10 protein-coding genes and 1 pseudogene are annotated in these 17,980 nt (G+C 73.9%); 9 read left to right on the top strand and 2 right to left on the bottom strand.

The window, feature by feature from the left end; genetic code table 11:
- Nucleotides 1-245: 245 nt before the first annotated feature.
- Nucleotides 246-914 carry an HAD-IA family hydrolase gene (locus ACGF07_RS00775; protein ID WP_392894294.1) on the bottom strand — a complete coding sequence of 223 codons (669 nt, stop codon included), beginning with the start codon at nucleotides 912-914 and terminating at the stop codon, nucleotides 246-248.
- Nucleotides 915-1,005: 91 nt separating this feature from the next.
- Nucleotides 1,006-2,153 (bottom strand): annotated as a pseudogene (locus tag ACGF07_RS00780) (dihydrofolate reductase family protein).
- A gap of 284 nt (nucleotides 2,154-2,437) precedes the next feature.
- Here ACGF07_RS00780 and ACGF07_RS00785 point away from each other — a divergent pair.
- From ACGF07_RS00785 to ACGF07_RS00825, 9 genes are all read left to right on the top strand, one after another.
- A complete protein-coding gene (locus tag ACGF07_RS00785; protein WP_392894296.1) occupies nucleotides 2,438-3,256 on the top strand; it encodes a methyltransferase domain-containing protein in 819 nt (272 codons plus the stop codon).
- Nucleotides 3,257-3,521: 265 nt separating this feature from the next.
- Nucleotides 3,522-5,042 carry a DUF4190 domain-containing protein gene (locus ACGF07_RS00790; RefSeq protein ID WP_392894298.1) on the top strand — a complete coding sequence of 507 codons (1,521 nt, stop codon included), beginning with the start codon at nucleotides 3,522-3,524 and terminating at the stop codon, nucleotides 5,040-5,042.
- Nucleotides 5,043-5,365: 323 nt separating this feature from the next.
- A complete protein-coding gene (locus tag ACGF07_RS00795) occupies nucleotides 5,366-5,530 on the top strand; it encodes a hypothetical protein (protein ID WP_350744782.1) in 165 nt (54 codons plus the stop codon).
- Nucleotides 5,531-5,540: 10 nt separating this feature from the next.
- Nucleotides 5,541-6,014 carry an NUDIX domain-containing protein gene (locus tag ACGF07_RS00800; RefSeq protein WP_392894300.1) on the top strand — a complete coding sequence of 158 codons (474 nt, stop codon included), beginning with the start codon at nucleotides 5,541-5,543 and terminating at the stop codon, nucleotides 6,012-6,014.
- A gap of 158 nt (nucleotides 6,015-6,172) precedes the next feature.
- Nucleotides 6,173-8,932 (top strand): SpoIIE family protein phosphatase, encoded by a 2,760-nt coding sequence (locus tag ACGF07_RS00805; protein ID WP_392894302.1) that lies wholly within the window; start codon nucleotides 6,173-6,175, stop codon nucleotides 8,930-8,932.
- A 240-nt stretch (nucleotides 8,933-9,172) separates the two neighbouring features.
- Entirely contained in the window at nucleotides 9,173-11,788 is a 2,616-nt protein-coding gene (locus tag ACGF07_RS00810) for a SpoIIE family protein phosphatase (protein WP_392894303.1), read from the top strand.
- A 129-nt stretch (nucleotides 11,789-11,917) separates the two neighbouring features.
- Nucleotides 11,918-13,750 (top strand): ABC transporter family substrate-binding protein, encoded by a 1,833-nt coding sequence (locus ACGF07_RS00815; RefSeq protein ID WP_392894305.1) that lies wholly within the window; start codon nucleotides 11,918-11,920, stop codon nucleotides 13,748-13,750.
- Nucleotides 13,751-13,986: 236 nt separating this feature from the next.
- A complete protein-coding gene (typA, locus tag ACGF07_RS00820) occupies nucleotides 13,987-15,891 on the top strand; it encodes a translational GTPase TypA (protein ID WP_350744774.1) in 1,905 nt (634 codons plus the stop codon).
- A 430-nt stretch (nucleotides 15,892-16,321) separates the two neighbouring features.
- Complete coding sequence (locus tag ACGF07_RS00825) at nucleotides 16,322-17,968, top strand: ABC transporter substrate-binding protein (protein WP_392894308.1); 1,647 nt, start codon at nucleotides 16,322-16,324, stop codon at nucleotides 17,966-17,968.
- The last annotated feature ends 12 nt before the right edge of the window (nucleotides 17,969-17,980 follow it).

Below are 17,980 nucleotides of genomic sequence, written 5' to 3' on the forward strand. Positions count from 1 at the left end.
GTGTCCAGGAGCACCCCTGAGCAGTGGCCGAGTCCTCGGTCGGCCGGCTGTCGGGACGCACCAGCACCAGCGTCTTTCCCGACGCCGCCGAGTTCGCCGAGGAGGACCGATCCGCTTGACTCGGGGACCCACGTCACGTCGGCAGCCGCACGGACATGGCGCTGGCGTCGCGCCGGCCGACGGGGTCGGGCAGGCAGGCCGAGCGGGATGCCGGGTGTGGCGGTGGCGGTGCGCTCGTCCGGGGGTTACTGGTTCAGGACGGTCACGGTCAGCACGCCGTCCTGGTCCGCCGTGACGGTGACCGCGTCGAGGGTGGGAGCCAGGGCGTCCGGGTGGTGGGCGGCGGCGCGGGGGCCGACGCCGATGACCCGTATGCCGGCCGCGCGGGCGGCGGCGATGCCGGCGCCGGAGTCCTCGAAGGCGAGGCAGTCGGCGGGGTCGTGGCCGAGGGCGGCGGCGCCCTTGAGGAAGCCCTCGGGGTCGGGCTTGCTGGCTCCGACCGACTCGGCGGTGACCAGGACGGGCGGCAGCGGCAGCTCCGCGGCGGCCATCCGGACCCGGGCGAGGGCTTCGTCGGCGGAGGTGACCAGGGCGTGCGGGAGGCCCGCCAGGGCGGCGAGGAAGGCGGGGGCGCCCGGGACCGGGACGACGCCTTCGGTGTCGGCGCGTTCGGCGGCGAGCATCTGCTCGTTCTCGGCGAGGTTGACCTCGACCGGGCGGTGCGGCAGCAGGGCGGCCATGGTGGCGTGGCCCTGGCGGCCGTGGGCGACGGCGAGCACCTCGGCCGGGTCGAGGCCCTGCCGTTCGGCCCAGCGGCCCCAGCAGCGCTCGACCACGGCGTCGGAGTCGACCAGGGTGCCGTCCATGTCGAGCAGCAGGGCGCGGGCGGTCAGCCGGACGGTGGCAGCGGCCATGGGAAGGGCTCCTCGGTCCTCGGGGTACGGTGAAGGACGAGCCCTGGAAAGCGAGCTCTTTGTTCCTATATGATACAAAAACTCCGGGCGATCAGCCGAGCAGATGGGCGTTGACCGCCCGGGCCTCCTCGGCCAGTTCCGGGAGCTCCACCACCTCGACCCCGGCGGCCTCCAGCAGGGCCGTGCCCTGGCAGTCGGTGACGAACAGGTCCGGCTCGCGCCAGGCGACCACCACCCGCGGCACGCCCGCCGCGATGAGCAGCCGGGCGCACGGCACGGGCCGCGAGGCGCGCAGGCCGCAGGGCTCCAGGCTGCTGTAGACGGTCGCGCCGCGCAGTCGGGCGTCACCGGCCGGGAGCTTGGCCAGGGCCGCCTCCTCGGCGTGGTCGTGCGGGTCCGCCTCGCGGCTGAAGCCCTCCGCGAGCACCTCGCCGTCGGCGCCGACGATCACCGCGCCGACCGAGAAGGCCGTCCCGGAGGGCGGGCAGCGGCGGGAGAGCTCGACGGCTCGCCGGAGGTGCTCGAGGTCGGTGGCGGCGGACTGGCTCACGGCGCGGGCTCCTTCGGGGCGTACCTCAACAGGACGACGTCGTCCACGCTACGTGCCTCCAGCAAGCGCATCCGCCGGGTCGGCCCGCCCGGGAAGGCGGCCGGGCCGACGAACCGCGGCGCCTCGGCCTGGCCCACCAGCAGGGGAGCGACGGCCAGTTGGAGTTCGTCCGCGAGGCCCTGGGCGAGGAACTGGGTGTGCACGCCGCTGCCGCCCTCGACCATCAGCCGGCGCACGCCGCGCGCGCCCAGGTCGTCCAGCACCGCGCCGAGGTCCACCGCGCCGCCGAGCGCGACCACCTCGGCGAGGCCTTCGAGGCGGGGGCGCAGCACCGCCGCCCCGGCGTCGGTGGTGTAGGCGAGCTTGGCGCCGCCGGTGTGCCAGAACCGCAGGTCCGCGTCGAGCGCCCCACTGGCGCTGAGCGTCACCTTCAGCGGGTACTCGGGCCGCCCGGCGGCGGCCCGGGCGGCCCGGCGGGCCGGGTCGTTGACCAGCAGGCGGGGGTTGTCGGCGCGCAGGGTGTTGCCGCCGACCAGCACCGCGTCGGCGGCCGCCCGCTCCTCGTCCACCCGGTCGAAGTCGGCGGCGTTGGAGAGCAGCAGCCGGTCGGGGGAGGCGTCGTCGAGGTGGCCGTCGAGCGAGACGGCGGCGCTCAGCAGGACGTAAGGGCGCTGGCCGGGGCCGGGCATGGGCGGGACCTTCTGTCGGAGGCGCCCCTGCGGTGGGGGCGCCTCCACGGTACGGCGGCGGGGTGGGGTGCGGTCGGCCTGCGATCGGAATGTGAGACGGTTCTTCTCGCCATGCGGGATACGGCGTAGCGTCGGAGTCGTCGCGGAACCGTGTCGGAACGTCGCGGAGGACGTCGCGGCATCGTCGCGAAGTGCGTCGCGACGTGCGTCGCGGAGAACGTCGCGGAACCGTCTGCGACAGCGGAAGACCAGCCGGAAGACCGACCACGCCCAGGGGGGCCCTCATGTCCGGATCGCAACCCGCCACCGTCTACACCCACGGCCACCAGGAGGCCATGCTGCGCTCGCACCGCTCCCGGACCGCCGCCGACTCGGCCGCCTACCTGCTGCCCGAACTGCGGCCCGGGCAGGCCCTGTTGGACGTCGGCTGCGGCCCCGGCACGATCACCGCCGACCTGGCCGAGCTGGTCGGCCCCAGCGGGCGGGTGGTGGCCGTGGACACCTCCGCCGAGGTGCTGGAGCAGGCCGCCGGGTACGCCGCCGAGCGCGGCCTGTCCAACGTGGTGTTCGAGCAGGCGGACGTGCACGGACTGCCTTACCGGGACGGTGAGTTCGACGTCGTGCACGCCCACCAGGTGCTGCAGCACCTGGGCGATCCGGTGTCGGCGCTGCGCGAGATGCGCCGGGTGACGGCGCCCGGCGGGGTGGTCGCGGCCCGGGACGCCGACTACGCCTCGATGACCTGGTTCCCCGAGGTGCCCGCGCTGGACCGCTGGCTGGAGCTGTACCGCCGCACCGCCCGGGCCAACGGCGGTGAGCCGGACGCCGGGCGGCGGCTGCTGTCCTGGGCCCGCGCGGCCGGCTTCACCGAGGTGACCGCGGGCGCCGGCACCTGGACGTACGCGACGGCCGAGCGGCGCGCGTGGTGGGGCGGGACGTGGGCGGACCGGGTGACCGGCACGGCGTTCGGACGGACGGCGGTCGAGCGCGGCTTCGCCGACCGGGCCGAGCTGGAGCGGATCGCGGACGGCTGGCGGGAGTGGGCCGCCGCCGAGGACGGTTGGTTCTCGATGATCCACGGCGAGGTCCTGGCCCGCGGCTGACCACGGGGCCGACGGGGCGAGGGGGCTGAGCGCGGGCCCGAAGGGCTGAGGAGCTGAAGGGCTTAAGCGCTGAGCGCGGGCCGAGGAGTCGGCCCCGGGTCTGCGGAGGCCTGGACGCGGGTCGGCCGCGGCCGGCGGGGCGGGCGTTCGGAAAGATCGGGTAAAGTCGCGCGACCGTTCGCATCGGGCCCGCTCGGGCCGAGCCGTGGTGCGGACGCCGCAACGTCGAACAGACGCCCGCCCCGGCGGGTTGGGGGAGTCCAACGTGTCCAAGCCTGAGCCCGAGCTGTCCGCCGCCCCGGGGACGGACCCGCGGGTGGACTTCCGCAAGGACCGTGGCCCCGGGAACGCCCCCGCACACGCCGAGGCTCCGCAGCGACCCGCCGGAGCCGAGCCCGCCGCCGGAGCCGAGCCCGCCGCCGGGGCCGCCCCGGCCGCCGGAGCCGAGCCCGCCGCCGAGCCGGCCCGAGCACCGGAACCCGCCGCCGAGCCGGCCCGGGACCCCGCCCCGGAGCCCGTCGACCCCTGGGCCCCGCCGGCCGACCACCCGCCGCAGGCCGCGCCGCTGCCCTCGCAGGCCCCGCCGCAGCCGCCGCCCCCACCGCTGCCCGCCGGCGGCTGGGCCTCGGTGCCGCCCTCGGCACAGTCCGGCCTGCAGCCCGGCGCTCCGCAGCCGACCCCCGGCGCGAGCCCCAACCCCTACGGCGCCCCCTTCCCGTACGGCCCCGCCTCCCCGTCCCCGTACCAGCCGCGGCCGGAGCGGCGCACCAACGGCTTCGCGGTCGGCTCGCTGGCGAGCGGCCTGAGCCTGCTGTCGCCGGTGGCCGTGGTGTTCGGGATCATCGCGCTGACCCAGATCAACCGCCGCAAGGAGCGCGGGCGCGCCATGGCGGTGATCGGCCTGGTCCTCGGAGTGATCGGCACGGTGCTGCTCGCGCTGCTGTTCGGCGCGGGGGACTTCGGTTCCGCGCGGGACGGCCGGTACGTCCGCAAGGCCCCGCCGGGCGCGGTCCGCTGGTCCGCGCTGAAGGCCGGGGACTGCTACGACGTCCCGAGCGCCGGCAGCGCCGGCGACGGGAACGGCGACGAGACCGTGTACTGGGTGCGCCGACTGCCCTGCTCGGCGCCGCACCACGGCGAGGTGGCCGGCACCAGCAAGGTGCCGGAGGACCAGGGCCCGTACCCCGGCGAAACCGCCATGCGCGAGCGGGCCGCCGTGCTGTGCCGCCCGGTGCTGGGGGACTACGCGCTCGACCAGTGGGCCGTGCCGGACGGCATGGACGACGTGTACCTCTACCCGACCTCGGGCAACTGGGACGCCGGCGAGCGGTACGTCACCTGCGCCTTCGAGGACCGCGACGACCAGCACGTGGGGACGGTGCGCACGGACCGGGCGAGCCTCACCGCCGCCCAGCTGGCCTACCTGGAGGCCGTCCGGGCCTTCAACGACACCTACACGGACGCGCCGAAGCAGGACGTCGCCGGCGCCGACGCGGAGTACCGGTCCTGGGCCCGGCGGATGGCCGTCGCCTCCCGGGCCGAGGCCGCGGCCCTGCGCAAGCCGACCGCGGACTGGTCGGCCGACGTCAAGCCCGCCGTGGAGAAGCTGGCCGAGGCGCAGTCCCAGGCAGCCGCCGCCTGGGACGCCGCGACCTCCGGCGCCGACCTGGCCGGCGACCTCCGCCGGGCCCGGTCGCTGGTGGCCAAGACGGCGCCGATCAGCGTCGAGATCCGTCGCGGCCTCGGCCTGGCCACCGGTGAACAGGCGCCCGACCTCCGGGTCTGACCGCGCCCGCACAGGAGTTACTCGGCGTTAACACCGCCCATACGTGCCGGTATCGGTCGCCCCGTACGCTCGCTCCGTGTCCCCGGCCCGACCCCCACGCCGGCCGGGGACCACCGTTGCTCGCCCGCTCGCCTCCGGGGCGCGCTGCTGCTCGCCCGCTCGCCTCCGGGGCGCTCTTGTCCGGTGCCGACGGTCGGCGCTCCAAGGCCCTCGTTCCTCGGGCCTCCTCGCTTCTCCCTTTCGGCACCGGCGCGCCCCTTCGGCTCGGGGCGGGGGGCAGTAAGGCCGCCGGGCGGCCCCCGCGCCGCCGTTACACTCCCCGCATGCGGACCTTTCGGGTGATGCGGCAGGACGACAACGGCAACCGCTTCCCGGTCGCCGGGGGACTCGACCGGACCGAGGCGCAGCGGCTGGCGGCGGAGTTCGAGGCCCGTGGCCACAAGCAGCTGTACTGGGTCGAGGCCGAGGACGGCGACGCCGCCCCGTAGGGTCGGGCGCATGGAGCAGAACCCGAGGACCCCCGACGAGCCGCGGATCGTCGTCGGCGGTGCGTTGGTCCGCGGCGGCCGGGTGCTCGCCGCCCGGCGCAGCGCGCCCGCGGCGGTGGCCGGTCGGTGGGAGTTCCCCGGCGGCAAGGCCGAGCCGGGGGAGACCGAGGCGCAGGCGCTGGAGCGGGAGCTGCTGGAGGAGCTGGGCGTCCGGGCCAGGGCGCTGCGGCGACTGCCCGGGGCGTGGACCGTACGGCCGGGCCTGGAGCTGCGGTTCTGGGCTGCCGAGCTGCTGGACGGCGAGCCGCGGATGCTCCAGGACCACGACGAGCTGCGCTGGCTCGGCCCGTCCGAGCTGGAGGACGTGGACTGGATCGAGCACGACCGCGAGGTGCTGCCGCACGTGGCCGCGCTGCTCACCGCGGCCGCGGGTGACGCGCCGGGCGCGGGCCGGGTCGGGCGCTCTGCTCGTGCCCATGGGTGACGTGCAAGCCGCCGGATAGGTCAATCGGACAAGCCGACCCGGCAGCCGGGATAGCCTGGGTCCTGCTGGGTATGTCGCTTTTCGGCACTATTCCTCACCATCGGTGAGCCGCCCCAGCCGGCGACGCCGATCCCGACCCAGAGCCGGAGGCCCCGTCGGTGTCGACTACCGGGAACGGTGGCGGGGAAGCGCGGCGGACAGGCACCGCGGGGAGCGCCGCCGCCCGCGCCCGGCTGCGCCGCGCCGTCCGTCCGGCCGCCCCTCAGCCGCCCGCGGGTCGCCGTCGCGGCGGTGGTTCCGCCGCGCCCGAGGCCGGGCCCGGCGCCCAGGGCGTCCAGCCCGCGCCGACGCTGGCCGTCCCCGAGCCCGGCGCCCTGCCCGGCCTGCGCAGCCGCCCCGCACGGCCGTTCCCCGGCGGCCCCGCCGACGCCGCGCGCACCCTCACCCCGCCGTCCGGGGGCAGTCTGCTCGACATGCTCAAGGTCGCCATCGCGATCCTCGACACGGCGGGCCGGGTCGTGCTGTGGAGCCCGGCCGCCGAGGAACTGCTCGGCTGGCCGAGCGAGCTGCTGGTCGGCCGCCGGATCGACGAGCTGATCCCGGACCAGGAGCAGGTCGCCCGGATCCGGGCGGCGGTCCAGGACACCCTGCGCCACGGCCGCTGGGCCGGCCACGCCGAACTGCGCGACCGGGACGGCGTGCCGGTCGCCGTGGACGCCCGCATCTCCCTGCTGGTCGACGGCGACGGCACCCCCTTCCTCCAGGTCAACCTGGCCGAGGCGGCCGCCGTGCGGGCCGTCGAGCGGGACCTCGCGGTGCGCGACGCGCTGTTCGAACAGTCCCCGCTGGGCATCGCCATCCTGGACACCGACCTGCGCTACACCGCCGTCAACCGGACCCTCGCCGAGATGAACGGCGTCGCCCTGGAGGACCACGTCGGCCGCACCACCGGCGAGACCCTGCCCGAGCGCGCCGCCGACGAGATCACCGCCATCCAGCGCCAGGTGCTGGCCACCGGCGAGCCGGTCATCGACGTCACCCTCGCCTCCCCGGTCACCACCCGGGCCGGCTACCGCTCGATCTCCTACAGCCGGATGACCGACCGCTCCGGCCGGGTGCTCGGCATCTCCGGCACCGTGATGGACGTGACCGAGCGCTACCGCGCCGTCGCCAAGGTCGAACACGCCCGGCGCCGCCTCTCGCTGCTCAACGAGTTCGGCTCCCGGGTCGGCGACCTGCTCGACGCCGCCCGGATCGCCCAGGAGCTGGCCAGCTCCGTCGTCCCCCGGCTCACCGACCACTCGGCGGTGATCCTGCTGCAGGCCGTCGCGCACGGCGACGACCTCCCCCGGCACGGCCACGACCGGCGGACCTCGCTGCTCCAGCTCGGCACCGCCTCCGTCCAGGACGGCCCCGAGGTCGACGTGATGCTCCGGCGCGGCGCCCGGATCACGTTCGCGGAGGACTCCGCCTGCGGACGGGTGCTGCGCACCGGCGTGCCGGAGCTGCTCTCCGGCGCCGACCAGCTGGAGGACGTGACCTACCCCGGGGACCCCAAGATGCAGGCCGCCCACGACCTGGGCGTGCACTCGATGCTGGTCGTCCCGCTGCGGGCCCGCGGCATCGTGATCGGCCTGCTGCTGGTCAGCCGGGCGGGCTACCGCGAGGGCTTCGACCGGGACGACCTCGCCTTCACCGTCGAACTGGCCGACCGGGCCGGCAGCTCGCTGGACAACGCCCGCCTGTACGCCCGCGAACGCACCGCCGCGCTCACCCTCCAGCGCACCCTGCTCCCGCAGCAGGTCCCGCAGCCCACCGGCGTCGAGGTCGCCTACCGCTACGTGCCCGGCAGCAGCGGCACCGAGGTCGGCGGCGACTGGTTCGACGTCATCCCGCTGCCCGGCGACCGCACGGCGCTCGTGGTCGGCGACGTGATGGGCCACGGCCTGCGGGCCGCCGCCACCATGGGCCGGCTGCGCACCGCCGTCCGGGTGCTGGCCGCCCTCGACCTGCCGCCGGACGTGCTGCTGCGGCACGTCCACGAGCTGGCCGACGACCTGGCCCAGGGGCCGGACGAGGCGCTGCTGGCCACCTGCGTCTACGCGGTCTTCGACCCGGGCACGGCGATGCTGACGGTGGCCAAGGCCGGGCACATCCCGCCGGTGCTGGTGGTGCCGGGCGAGGACGCCGGGGAGCCGACCCACACCGGCGGGCCGCTGCCCGGCGGCAGCGGGCGGATCCTCGACCTGCCCTCCGGCGCCCCGCTCGGCGTCGGCGGAGTCCCGTTCGAATCCGTCGAACTGAAGATCCCCGAGGGCAGTCTGCTCGCGCTGTGCACCGACGGCCTGGTCGAGTCCCGGGACAAGGACCTGGACGTCGGCCTCGGCCGGCTGATCACCGTGCTCCAGCAGCCGTACGCCTCCATCCAGGCCGCCTGCGAGGCGGTGCTCGACACCATGGAGCAGGGCCGGGAGCCGGACGACGTCGCCCTGCTGCTGGCCCGGCTCGGGCACGGGCAGACCAGCGCCCCGACGGCGGGCTGGACCCTGCCCGCCGAGCCCACCGCCGTCTCCCGGGCCCGCCGGCTGGTCCGGGCCACGCTCGCCGAGTGGAGCGTCGAGGACCTCACCGACACCGCCGAACTGCTGGTCAGCGAGCTGGTCACGAACGCCGTCCGGTACGCCAGCGCCCCGATCGGGGTCCGGCTGACGCTCGGTGAGACGCTGCTCGCCGAGATCTCCGACCCGCTGCCCGACCCGCCCCGGGAGCGCCACGCGGCCGAGGCCGACGAGGGCGGACGCGGCCTCGAGCTGGTCCACCGGCTGGCGCTGCACTGGGGCGCCCGGGCCGAGGGGATCGGCAAGGTGGTCTGGTTCGAGCTCGCGCTGCCGGGTAATGAGCCGGCGGGCGAGTCATGATCCGGACGGGACGCGAGTAGGACATCAGGAGAACAGTGCCGCATATGCCATCGGGGGCCCGGGGGGAGCGCGCGCCACGGAAGGGGGCGCGAGCGTGGCATTGTGGTTGCGCGGGCGGTAGGACAAAAACCTTCGCCCGATCTGATGTTGTGATGTTGAGGGCGTGTGAACGCACCCCTCGATGATGAATACTCGGTCTTCTCGACATCCGGACGGTCGCGGGTTGGAGGGGTCGGTCCGTTGAACAGCACTCCGGCGCGGAACGCGCCGAGCAGCAGCGGTCATGCCGCCGTGCCCGGGCAGGCCGGTTCGCTGCACCTGCCCGCCCCGGCGGCGCCGCCGGCCGGTGGCGCGGGGGGCCGCGGCCGCGGTGCCCGGCCCGAGACCGAGCACCGCCCGTGGGGCGCCGGAGACCCGGGCTCGATCTACGACTACATCCGGGTCGCCACCTTCGCGATCGGCCCCGACGGGCGGATCAGCCAGTGGAGCGAGCGCGCCGCCGAGTTCTTCGGCGTCTCCGCCGCCGAAGCCGTCGGCGCCGACCCGATCTCCACCTTCGTCCCCCGCGAACTCTGGCGGCGCGGCCGCGCCCGGCTGGAGCGCACCCTGGCCGGCGAGGAGTGGGTCGGCACCACCCCCTACCGGGACGCCGACGGCGGCGAGGGCCTCGCCGAGCTCTACCTGATGCCCGACAGCGCCCTGCCCACCGCGGGTGCCACCTGTCTGGCCGTCGACCTCGGCCGACTGCGCCGGATCGAGACCGACCTCGCCGCCTCCGAGGCCGTCTTCGGCCAGACGCCCACCGGCTTCGTGCTCTTCGACGGCCGGCTGCGGCTCCAGCGCGTCAACGACGCCTTCGCCTCCGGGATGGGCCTCGTCCCCACCGACCTCGAAGGCCTCACCCCGCACGACCTCTTCCCGACGTCCGAGGCCGACCGGCTCACCGCCGCCCTGCGCAAGGTCCTCGCCACCGGCGAGCCCGTCTTCGACCTGCGCTTCCACAGCGCCGTCCCCACCCGCGAGGGCAACCGGCTCTGGGCCGTCTCGCTGTACCGGCTCAACGGCTCGGGCGGGCAGCCGATGGGCGTGGCCGGGCAGGTCTCCGACGTCACCAGCCGGCACGTCGCCGAGCGCGAGGCCGACGGCGTGCGCCGCAACCTCGCCCTGCTCAACGAGGCGAGTGCCCACATCGGCTCCACCCTCGACCTGGAGACCACCGCCAAGGAACTCCTCGACGTCGTCGTCCCGCCGTTCTGCGACCTCGCCACCGTCGACCTCTACACCGCGCTGCTCTCCGGCGAGACCGTCCCCAGTGCCGGCCGGCTCGGCGACACGGTGCTCACCGACGGCAGCGGCGAACTGCGCCGGGTCGCCGTCTCCAGCGTGATCGGCGGGGCCTCCTCGGTGCTCGGCTCGGTCACCGGCCTGCCGATCGCCGAGGCCGGCGGCACCCTCTGCTACCCGCGCCGCTCCCCGCACGCCCGGGCGCTGCGCACCGGGCGCAGCGTCGTCCCCGAGCCCGGCCGCGACCCGCTGCTGCGCTCCACCCTGATCGTCCCGCTGGTCGCCCGCGACCAGGTGCTCGGACTGGTCCAGCTCTCCCGGGCGATCGGCAGCGAGCCCTTCGACGCCCGTGACGTGGCGATCGCCGAGGAACTCGTCGCGCGCGCCGCCGTCTGCATCGACAACGCCCGGCTCTACCGCCGCGAGCACGAGCGCGCGCTGATCCTCCAGCGCAGCCTGCTGCCCCCGGGCAACCCGGCCGCCAGCGGTCTGGAGATCGCCTGCCGCTACCTGCCCAGCAACAACAACACCGAGGTCGGCGGCGACTGGTTCGACGTCATCCCGCTGCCCGGCAACCGCACCGCCCTGGTGATCGGCGACGTGATGGGCCGCGGCCTGCGGGCCGCCGTCGCCATGGGGCAGCTGCGCACCGCGGTGCGGACCCTCGCCATGCTCGACCTCGACCCGGCCGAGGTGCTCGGCGCGCTGGACGAGATCGCCCGCGGCCTCGGCGACGACTCCGTCCCGGCCGGCCCGCCCACCCCGTACGGGCGGCTCACCTCGACCGCCGACGAGGAGGCCCGCGAGGTCTACCTGGCCACCTGCGTCTACGCGGTGTACGACGCCGTCACCCGCCGGTGCGTGTTCGCCAACGCCGGCCACCTGCCGCCCGTCCTGCTCAGCCCGGGCGAGCCCGCCCGGATGCTCGACGTGCCGCCCGGCCTGCCGCTCGGCGTCGGCGGCGAGCCCTTCGAGGAGGTCGAGCTGACCCTCCCGGACGGCGCCGTGCTCGGCCTCTACACCGACGGCCTGGTCGAGAGCCGCAAGCACCAGCTGGACGAGGGCCTGCGCGCCTTCCGGGCCGCGCTCGCCGACGGGGGCAAGGGCCTGGAGGACCTCTGCGACCACGTCCTCGGCGAGCTCAACCCGCACCACGGCGAGGACGACATCGCGCTGCTGATGGCCAAGGTGCACGCCTTCCCCGAGGACGCCGTCGGCAACTGGTTCCTGCCGCCCGAGCCCACCTCCGTCGCCAAGGCCCGGGAACTGGCCTGCAGCTGGCTGCTCTCCCGGGGCCTGGAGGAGCTGGTCGACACCACCGAGCTGCTGGTCAGCGAGCTGGTGACGAACGCGCTCAAGCACGGGCGGGGCGAGATCAGGCTGCGGCTGCTGCGCGACCGCACCATGGTCTGCGAGGTCTGGGACGACGGCTACGCCCAGCCCCGGCAGCGGCGCGCCCAGGAGACCGACGAGGGCGGCCGGGGCCTGCAACTGGTCAGCCTGCTCGCCGAGCGCTGGGGCAGCCGGCGCACGCCCAAGGGCAAGATCGTCTGGTTCGAGCTGGCGCTGTAATTCGAGCCGGAGCTGCAGTTCGAGCCGGCGCCGGAGGAGGCGCGCGGTCTGGGCCGTACGGGTGCTGTCGCCCGGCGGCCGCCGTGTCGGTGCGGGGCCCGGTCGTCCGGGCGGCGTTCGATGGCCGCCATGCGCGTCCGCCAGCTCACCGCCGCAGCCGCCGTCCTGCTGCTCGCCGCCGGCCTCGGCGGCTGCTCCGAGGGCCCGGCCCCGGGCCGCGGGCCCGCAGCCGCCCCGGTCTCCGCCGATCCCACCGCCGCCACCGGGGACGTCGGGCCCGCCGACCGCACCGCCGTCCGGGACGGCGGCACGGTGCGCTGGGCGGTGGACGGCGTCCCGGCCACGCTCAACGTCTACCAGGGCGGCGCGACCGCCGACTCCGCGCTGCTCGCCCACGCCCTCTACCCCTCGCTGTTCCGGCCCGACGCGCACGGCCGGCTCCTCCCGGACCCGGACTACCTGGCCGGCGCCGAGTCCACCCCGCCCGGGCAGCTGCCGCAGGTGGTCACCTACCGGCTCAACCCGCACGCCGTGTGGAGCGACGGCACGCCGCTGTCGGCCGCCGACCTCACCGCCCAGCGGGCCGCGCTGTCCGGGCTGGACCCGGCCTACCGCGGCGGGAAGGCGGCGGGGTACGACGCGATCGACGCGATCACGCCGGGCGCCGACCCGCACGAGGTCAAGGTGACCTTCCGGCGGCCGTACGCGGAGTGGCGCTCGCTGTTCGGGCCGCTCTACCCGGCCGCCGAGACCGCCACCGCGGAGGCCTTCGAGCGGCCGCTCGCCGGTGGGGGCCACAAGAGCGCCGGCCCGTTCACCGTCTCCCGCTACGACGCCGAGGGCGGGCGGGTCACGGTGGTGCGCAACCCGCTCTGGTGGGGCGACCGGCCGAAGGCCGACCGGATCGACTTCGTGGCCGGGCCGCCCGAGCGGCGGCTGGACGCGCTGGACCAGGACCGCCTGGACGTCGCCCCGCTCACCGCGGCGGTGGACCGGGCGGTGCCGGCCGCCCCCTCGGCGGGCACCTCCCCGGCCGGCAGCCCCTCGCCGGGCACCCCCGCGCCGAGCCGCCCGGCGGCCGCCCCGCCCGCCGCGGTGCCCGAGGCGGCGGCGCTGGCGCTGCGGCGGGCCGAGTCGCTGCCCGGCATCACCGTGCACCGGGCCGCCGCCGCCTCGCTCACCCAGCTCACCGTCAACGCGGCCCGCGGCCCGCTCACCGACCCGGTCGTCCGGCGGGCGCTGGCCCGGGCGGTGGACCGGCGGCGGATCGCCGAGGCCGCGCTCGGCCCGCTCGGACTGCCGGGCGCCCCGCTCGGCAGCCACCTGCTCGCCGAGGACCAGGAGGGCTACCGCGACAACAGCGCCGCGGCCGGACCGGAGGACGCCGCGCAGCTGCTGGACGCCGCCGGCTGGCAGCGGCCCGCGGGCCGGAGCACCCGCGCCAAGGACGGGAAGGAGCTGGCGCTGACCCTGCTCGTCCCGGCCGGCTCGGCGACCGCCCGGCGCACCGCCGACGCGCTCGTCGCCGACCTCGCGGTGTCCGGGATCGCGGTGCGCCCGGCGACCGCGGCCGCCGAGACCTTCGTCAAGGACCACCTGGCGGTCGGCGACTACGACCTCGCCCTGTTCTCCTGGCCGGTCGGCCCCAGCACGGCGGGCGAGCAGCGCGCCGCCTACGCCAAGCCCCGGCCGGACGCCGACGGCGCGCTCGATCCGGGCGGCAACTACGGCCGCAGCGGCACCGAGGAGATCGACCGGCTGTTCGACCGGGCGTCCGCCGAGCTCGACCCGGCGGCCCGGCTGGAGCTGCTGCAGGAGGCGGACGTCCGGATCTGGCAGCTCGGCCACTCGGTGCCGCTGTACCAGCGCCCGGAGCTGGTGGCGGTGCGGACCGGTCTGGCCGGGGCGGGCGCCTGGGGCTTCGGATGGCCGCGCTTCCAGGACGTGGGGTGGACGCGCTGACGCGCGCCGGACGGGCGGGGGCGTCACCCGGCTGTGATCTTGATCCCGCCCGACCAGCTCGTTTCCGCCCCGCTGGGCCCTTCCCCGTACCATAGGAGGAAGCCGAGGCATGTCCATATGCCCGGCGGGTGGACCGGTAGTAGCAGGCGAACGGGTGGTGGCGGCCGACAGCGGCCGCACGTGCGCGTCTCGCGGCCGGGCGCCGCAACCCACGATTCCGGGAGAATCCGCAAGGCATGCCCACGCGCAACGACATCCGTAACGTCGCTATCGTCGCCCACGTCGACCACGGCAAGACCACGCTGGTCGACGCCATGCTCAAGCAGGCCGGCGCCTTCGCCGCCCACCAGCAGCTCGATGACCGCATGATGGACTCGAACGACCTGGAGCGCGAGAAGGGCATCACCATTCTCGCGAAGAACACCGCGGTCAAGTACCACCCGAAGGACGGCGGCGCGCCGATCACCATCAACATCATCGACACCCCGGGCCACGCCGACTTCGGTGGCGAGGTCGAGCGCGGTCTGTCGATGGTGGACGCGGTGGTGCTCCTGGTCGACGCCTCCGAGGGCCCGCTGCCGCAGACCCGCTTCGTGCTGCGCAAGGCGCTCGCCGCCCGGCTGCCCGTCATCCTCTGCATCAACAAGACCGACCGTCCGGACTCCCGGATCGACGAGGTCATCAACGAGACCTACGACCTGTTCCTGGACCTGGACGCGGACGAGGACCAGATCGAGTTCCCGATCGTCTACGCCTGCGCCCGTGACGGCGTCGCCTCGCTGACCAAGCCGGAGAACGGCACCGTCCCGGCGGACAGCACCAACCTGGAGCCGTTCTTCTCCACCCTGCTGGAGCACGTCCCGGCCCCGAGCTACGACGAGGACGCCCCGCTGCAGGCGCACGTCACCAACCTGGACGCCGACAACTTCCTCGGCCGCATCGCGCTGCTGCGCGTCGAGCAGGGCGAGCTGCGCAAGGGCCAGACCGTGGCCTGGATCAAGCGCGACGGCTCGATCCAGAACGTCCGCATCTCCGAGCTGCTGATGACCGAGGCGCTCACCCGCAAGCCGGCCGAGGTGGCGGGCCCCGGTGACATCTGCGCCGTCGCCGGCATTGCCGACATCATGATCGGCGAGACCCTGGCCGACACCGAGAACCCGATCGCGCTGCCGCTGATCACGGTGGACGAGCCGGCCATCTCGATGACCATCGGCACCAACACCTCGCCGCTGGTCGGCAAGGGCGGCAGCGGCAAGGGCGCGGACGCCAAGTCCGGCGCCAAGGTCGACCGCAAGGTCACCGCCCGCCAGGTGAAGGACCGGCTCGACCGCGAGCTCATCGGCAACGTGTCGCTGCGCGTCCTGGACACCGAGCGCCCGGACGCCTGGGAGGTGCAGGGCCGCGGTGAGCTGGCGCTGGCCATCCTGATCGAGACCATGCGCCGCGAGGGCTTCGAGCTGACCGTCGGCAAGCCGCAGGTGGTCACCCGGGAGATCAACGGCAAGACCCACGAGCCGGTCGAGCGCCTCACCGTGGACGTCCCCGAGGAGCACATGGGTGCCGTCACGCAGCTCATGGGCATCCGCAAGGGCCGGATGGACAACATGTCCAACCACGGCTCGGGCTGGGTCCGGATGGAGTTCGTCGTGCCGTCCCGCGGCCTGATCGGCTTCCGCACCGAGTTCCTCACCAACACCCGCGGCACCGGCATCGCGCACTCGATCCACGAGGGCTACGAGCCGTGGTTCGGCACCCTGACGACCCGCAACAACGGCTCGCTGGTCGCCGACCGCGCGGGTGTGGTCACCGCCTTCGCGATGACCAACCTCCAGGAGCGCGGCGTGCTGTTCGTGGAGCCGGGCACCGAGGTGTACGAGGGCATGATCGTCGGTGAGAACTCGCGCTCCGACGACATGGACGTGAACATCACCAAGGAGAAGAAGCTCACCAACATGCGGTCCTCGACCGCCGACGTGGCCGAGTCGATCGTCCCGCCGCGCAAGCTCTCGCTGGAGCAGTCGCTGGAGTTCTGCCGCGAGGACGAGTGCATCGAGGTCACCCCGGAGACGGTTCGCATCCGTAAGGTCGTGCTGGACCAGAAGGAGCGCGGCCGCACCGCGTCGCGTGCCAAGAAGGCATGATCCGGACGGATTGATCGGCCTTTGGCCGGAATGCTTCGCCCCCCTTTCCAATGGAGAGGGGGGCGAACTTTTTAACTACTCCAAGTTGTCGGGGCGGCTATTAACGGAATAGCGCTCATCACACCCGGGTGTCTGCTGAGCGGACGTGACAGTTCGTCATCCGTGACGACTGTCCGTCTTGTGCCTGTCTGGCTATGTCTCAAATGTCCGGTTTTCGAAACTTACCGACTGTTCATGTGACCTAATTGAGATCGTCACTGGTCACTTTCGTGTCCGTGCGTGACGGATAGTGGAGCCAGTCAGGCTCGGGTCAAGGGTGAACGCGCAGGGGTGCGCGCCGAAACCACGAGCGCGGACGGCATTGCGGGCCAGGTGACAACCGTTCCGTGGTGCCCTCCCCGTTGCAACGTCGAATTCAGGAGGCACACCGATGCGTGGTGGGAGCCAGGCCAAGTGGGTTGTCGCAGCTGTCGCTGTCGCGCTCGCCGCGACTGCTTGTAGCAGTGGCGGCAGCAGCGACTCCTCCGGCGGGAGCTCGGACAGCGCCGCGGTCGACCCCTCGGGCGTCTTCAGCTACCAGAGCGCCGAGCCGCAGCGTCCGCTGCAGCCGGCCAACGCCATGGAGAACCAGGGCGGCCGTATCGTCAAGCAGCTCTTCACGGGCCTCGTCGACTACGACCCCGCGACCGGTGCCCTGCGCAACCAGGTGGCCGACAAGATCGAGACCACCGACGCCAAGAACTACACCGTCACCCTGAAGTCCGGCTGGACCTTCCACGACGGCACCCCGGTCACCGCCAAGTCCTTCGTGGACTCCTGGAACTGGTCGGCCAACCCGGCGAACAACCAGATCAACTCGGACTGGTTCTCCGACATCGCCGGCTACGACGCCGTGCACCCGGACAAGGGCGACCCGACCGCCAAGGAGATGTCCGGCCTCAAGGTCGTCGACGACACCCACTTCACCATCGAACTGACCGCCCCCGTCTCGTACTTCACGTACAAGCTGGGCTACTCGGCCTTCTTCCCGCTGCCCACCGGGTTCTTCACCGACCCCAAGGGCTACGGCGAGAAGCCGATCGGCAACGGCCCCTACAAGTTCGTGTCGTGGGAGCACAACAAGGCCATCACCCTGGCCGCCTACGACAAGTACACGGGCAGCAACAAGGCGAAGAACGGCGGGATCGTCTTCCGCAACTACACCTCGCCCGAGGCCGCGTACAAGGACCTGATGTCCGACACCCTGGACGTGCTGGACCAGGTCGACTCGACCGACCTGCCGAAGTACAAGGACGACCTGGGCAAGCGCGCGGTCGACCAGGCCCAGGGCGCGATCCAGAACATCTCCTTCGCGATGTACAACGCGGAGTGGAACGACCCGGCCAAGGCCAAGGTGCGCCAGGGCCTGTCGATGGCGATCGACCGCGACACCATCACCAAGACGGTGCTGAACAACAGCCGTCAGCCCGCCGACTCGTTCGTGGCGCCGGGCGTCATGGGCTACAAGGCCGGCACCTGCGGCGACGCCTGCAAGTACGACCCCGCCAAGGCGAAGCAGCTGATCCAGGAGGGCGGCGGCGTCCCGGGCAACAAGATCACCATCCTCTACAACTCCGACGGCGGTCACAAGGAGTGGGTGGACGCGGTCTGCAACTCGATCCGCCAGGCCACCGGCGTCGAGTGCCTCGGCGACCCGAAGCCGGACTTCAAGACCTCGCGCGACATCATCACCAAGAAGCAGGTCTCGAGCATGATGCGGACCGGCTGGGTGCAGGACTACCCGCTGAACGCGAACTTCCTGCGTGACGTCTACGGCACCGGTGCCGCCGCGAACGACGCCAGCTACTCGAACCCGGAGTTCGACAAGCTGGCCCACGAGGCCGACGCCGCCACCTCGGTGGAGAAGACCGCCGACCTCTACCAGCAGGCCGAGGCCGTTCTGGCCAAGGACATGCCGGCCATCCCGCTCTGGTACTACAAGACCAACTCCGGCTACTCCAACAACGTCCAGAACGTGAAGTTCAACTCCTTCGGCGACCCGGTCTACACCGACGTCGAGGTCAAGAAGAAGAAGTAGTCGGTCGGCACC

The sequence above is a fragment of the Kitasatospora sp. NPDC048194 genome (genome assembly GCF_043202455.1).
GTDB lineage: Bacteria > Actinomycetota > Actinomycetes > Streptomycetales > Streptomycetaceae > Kitasatospora.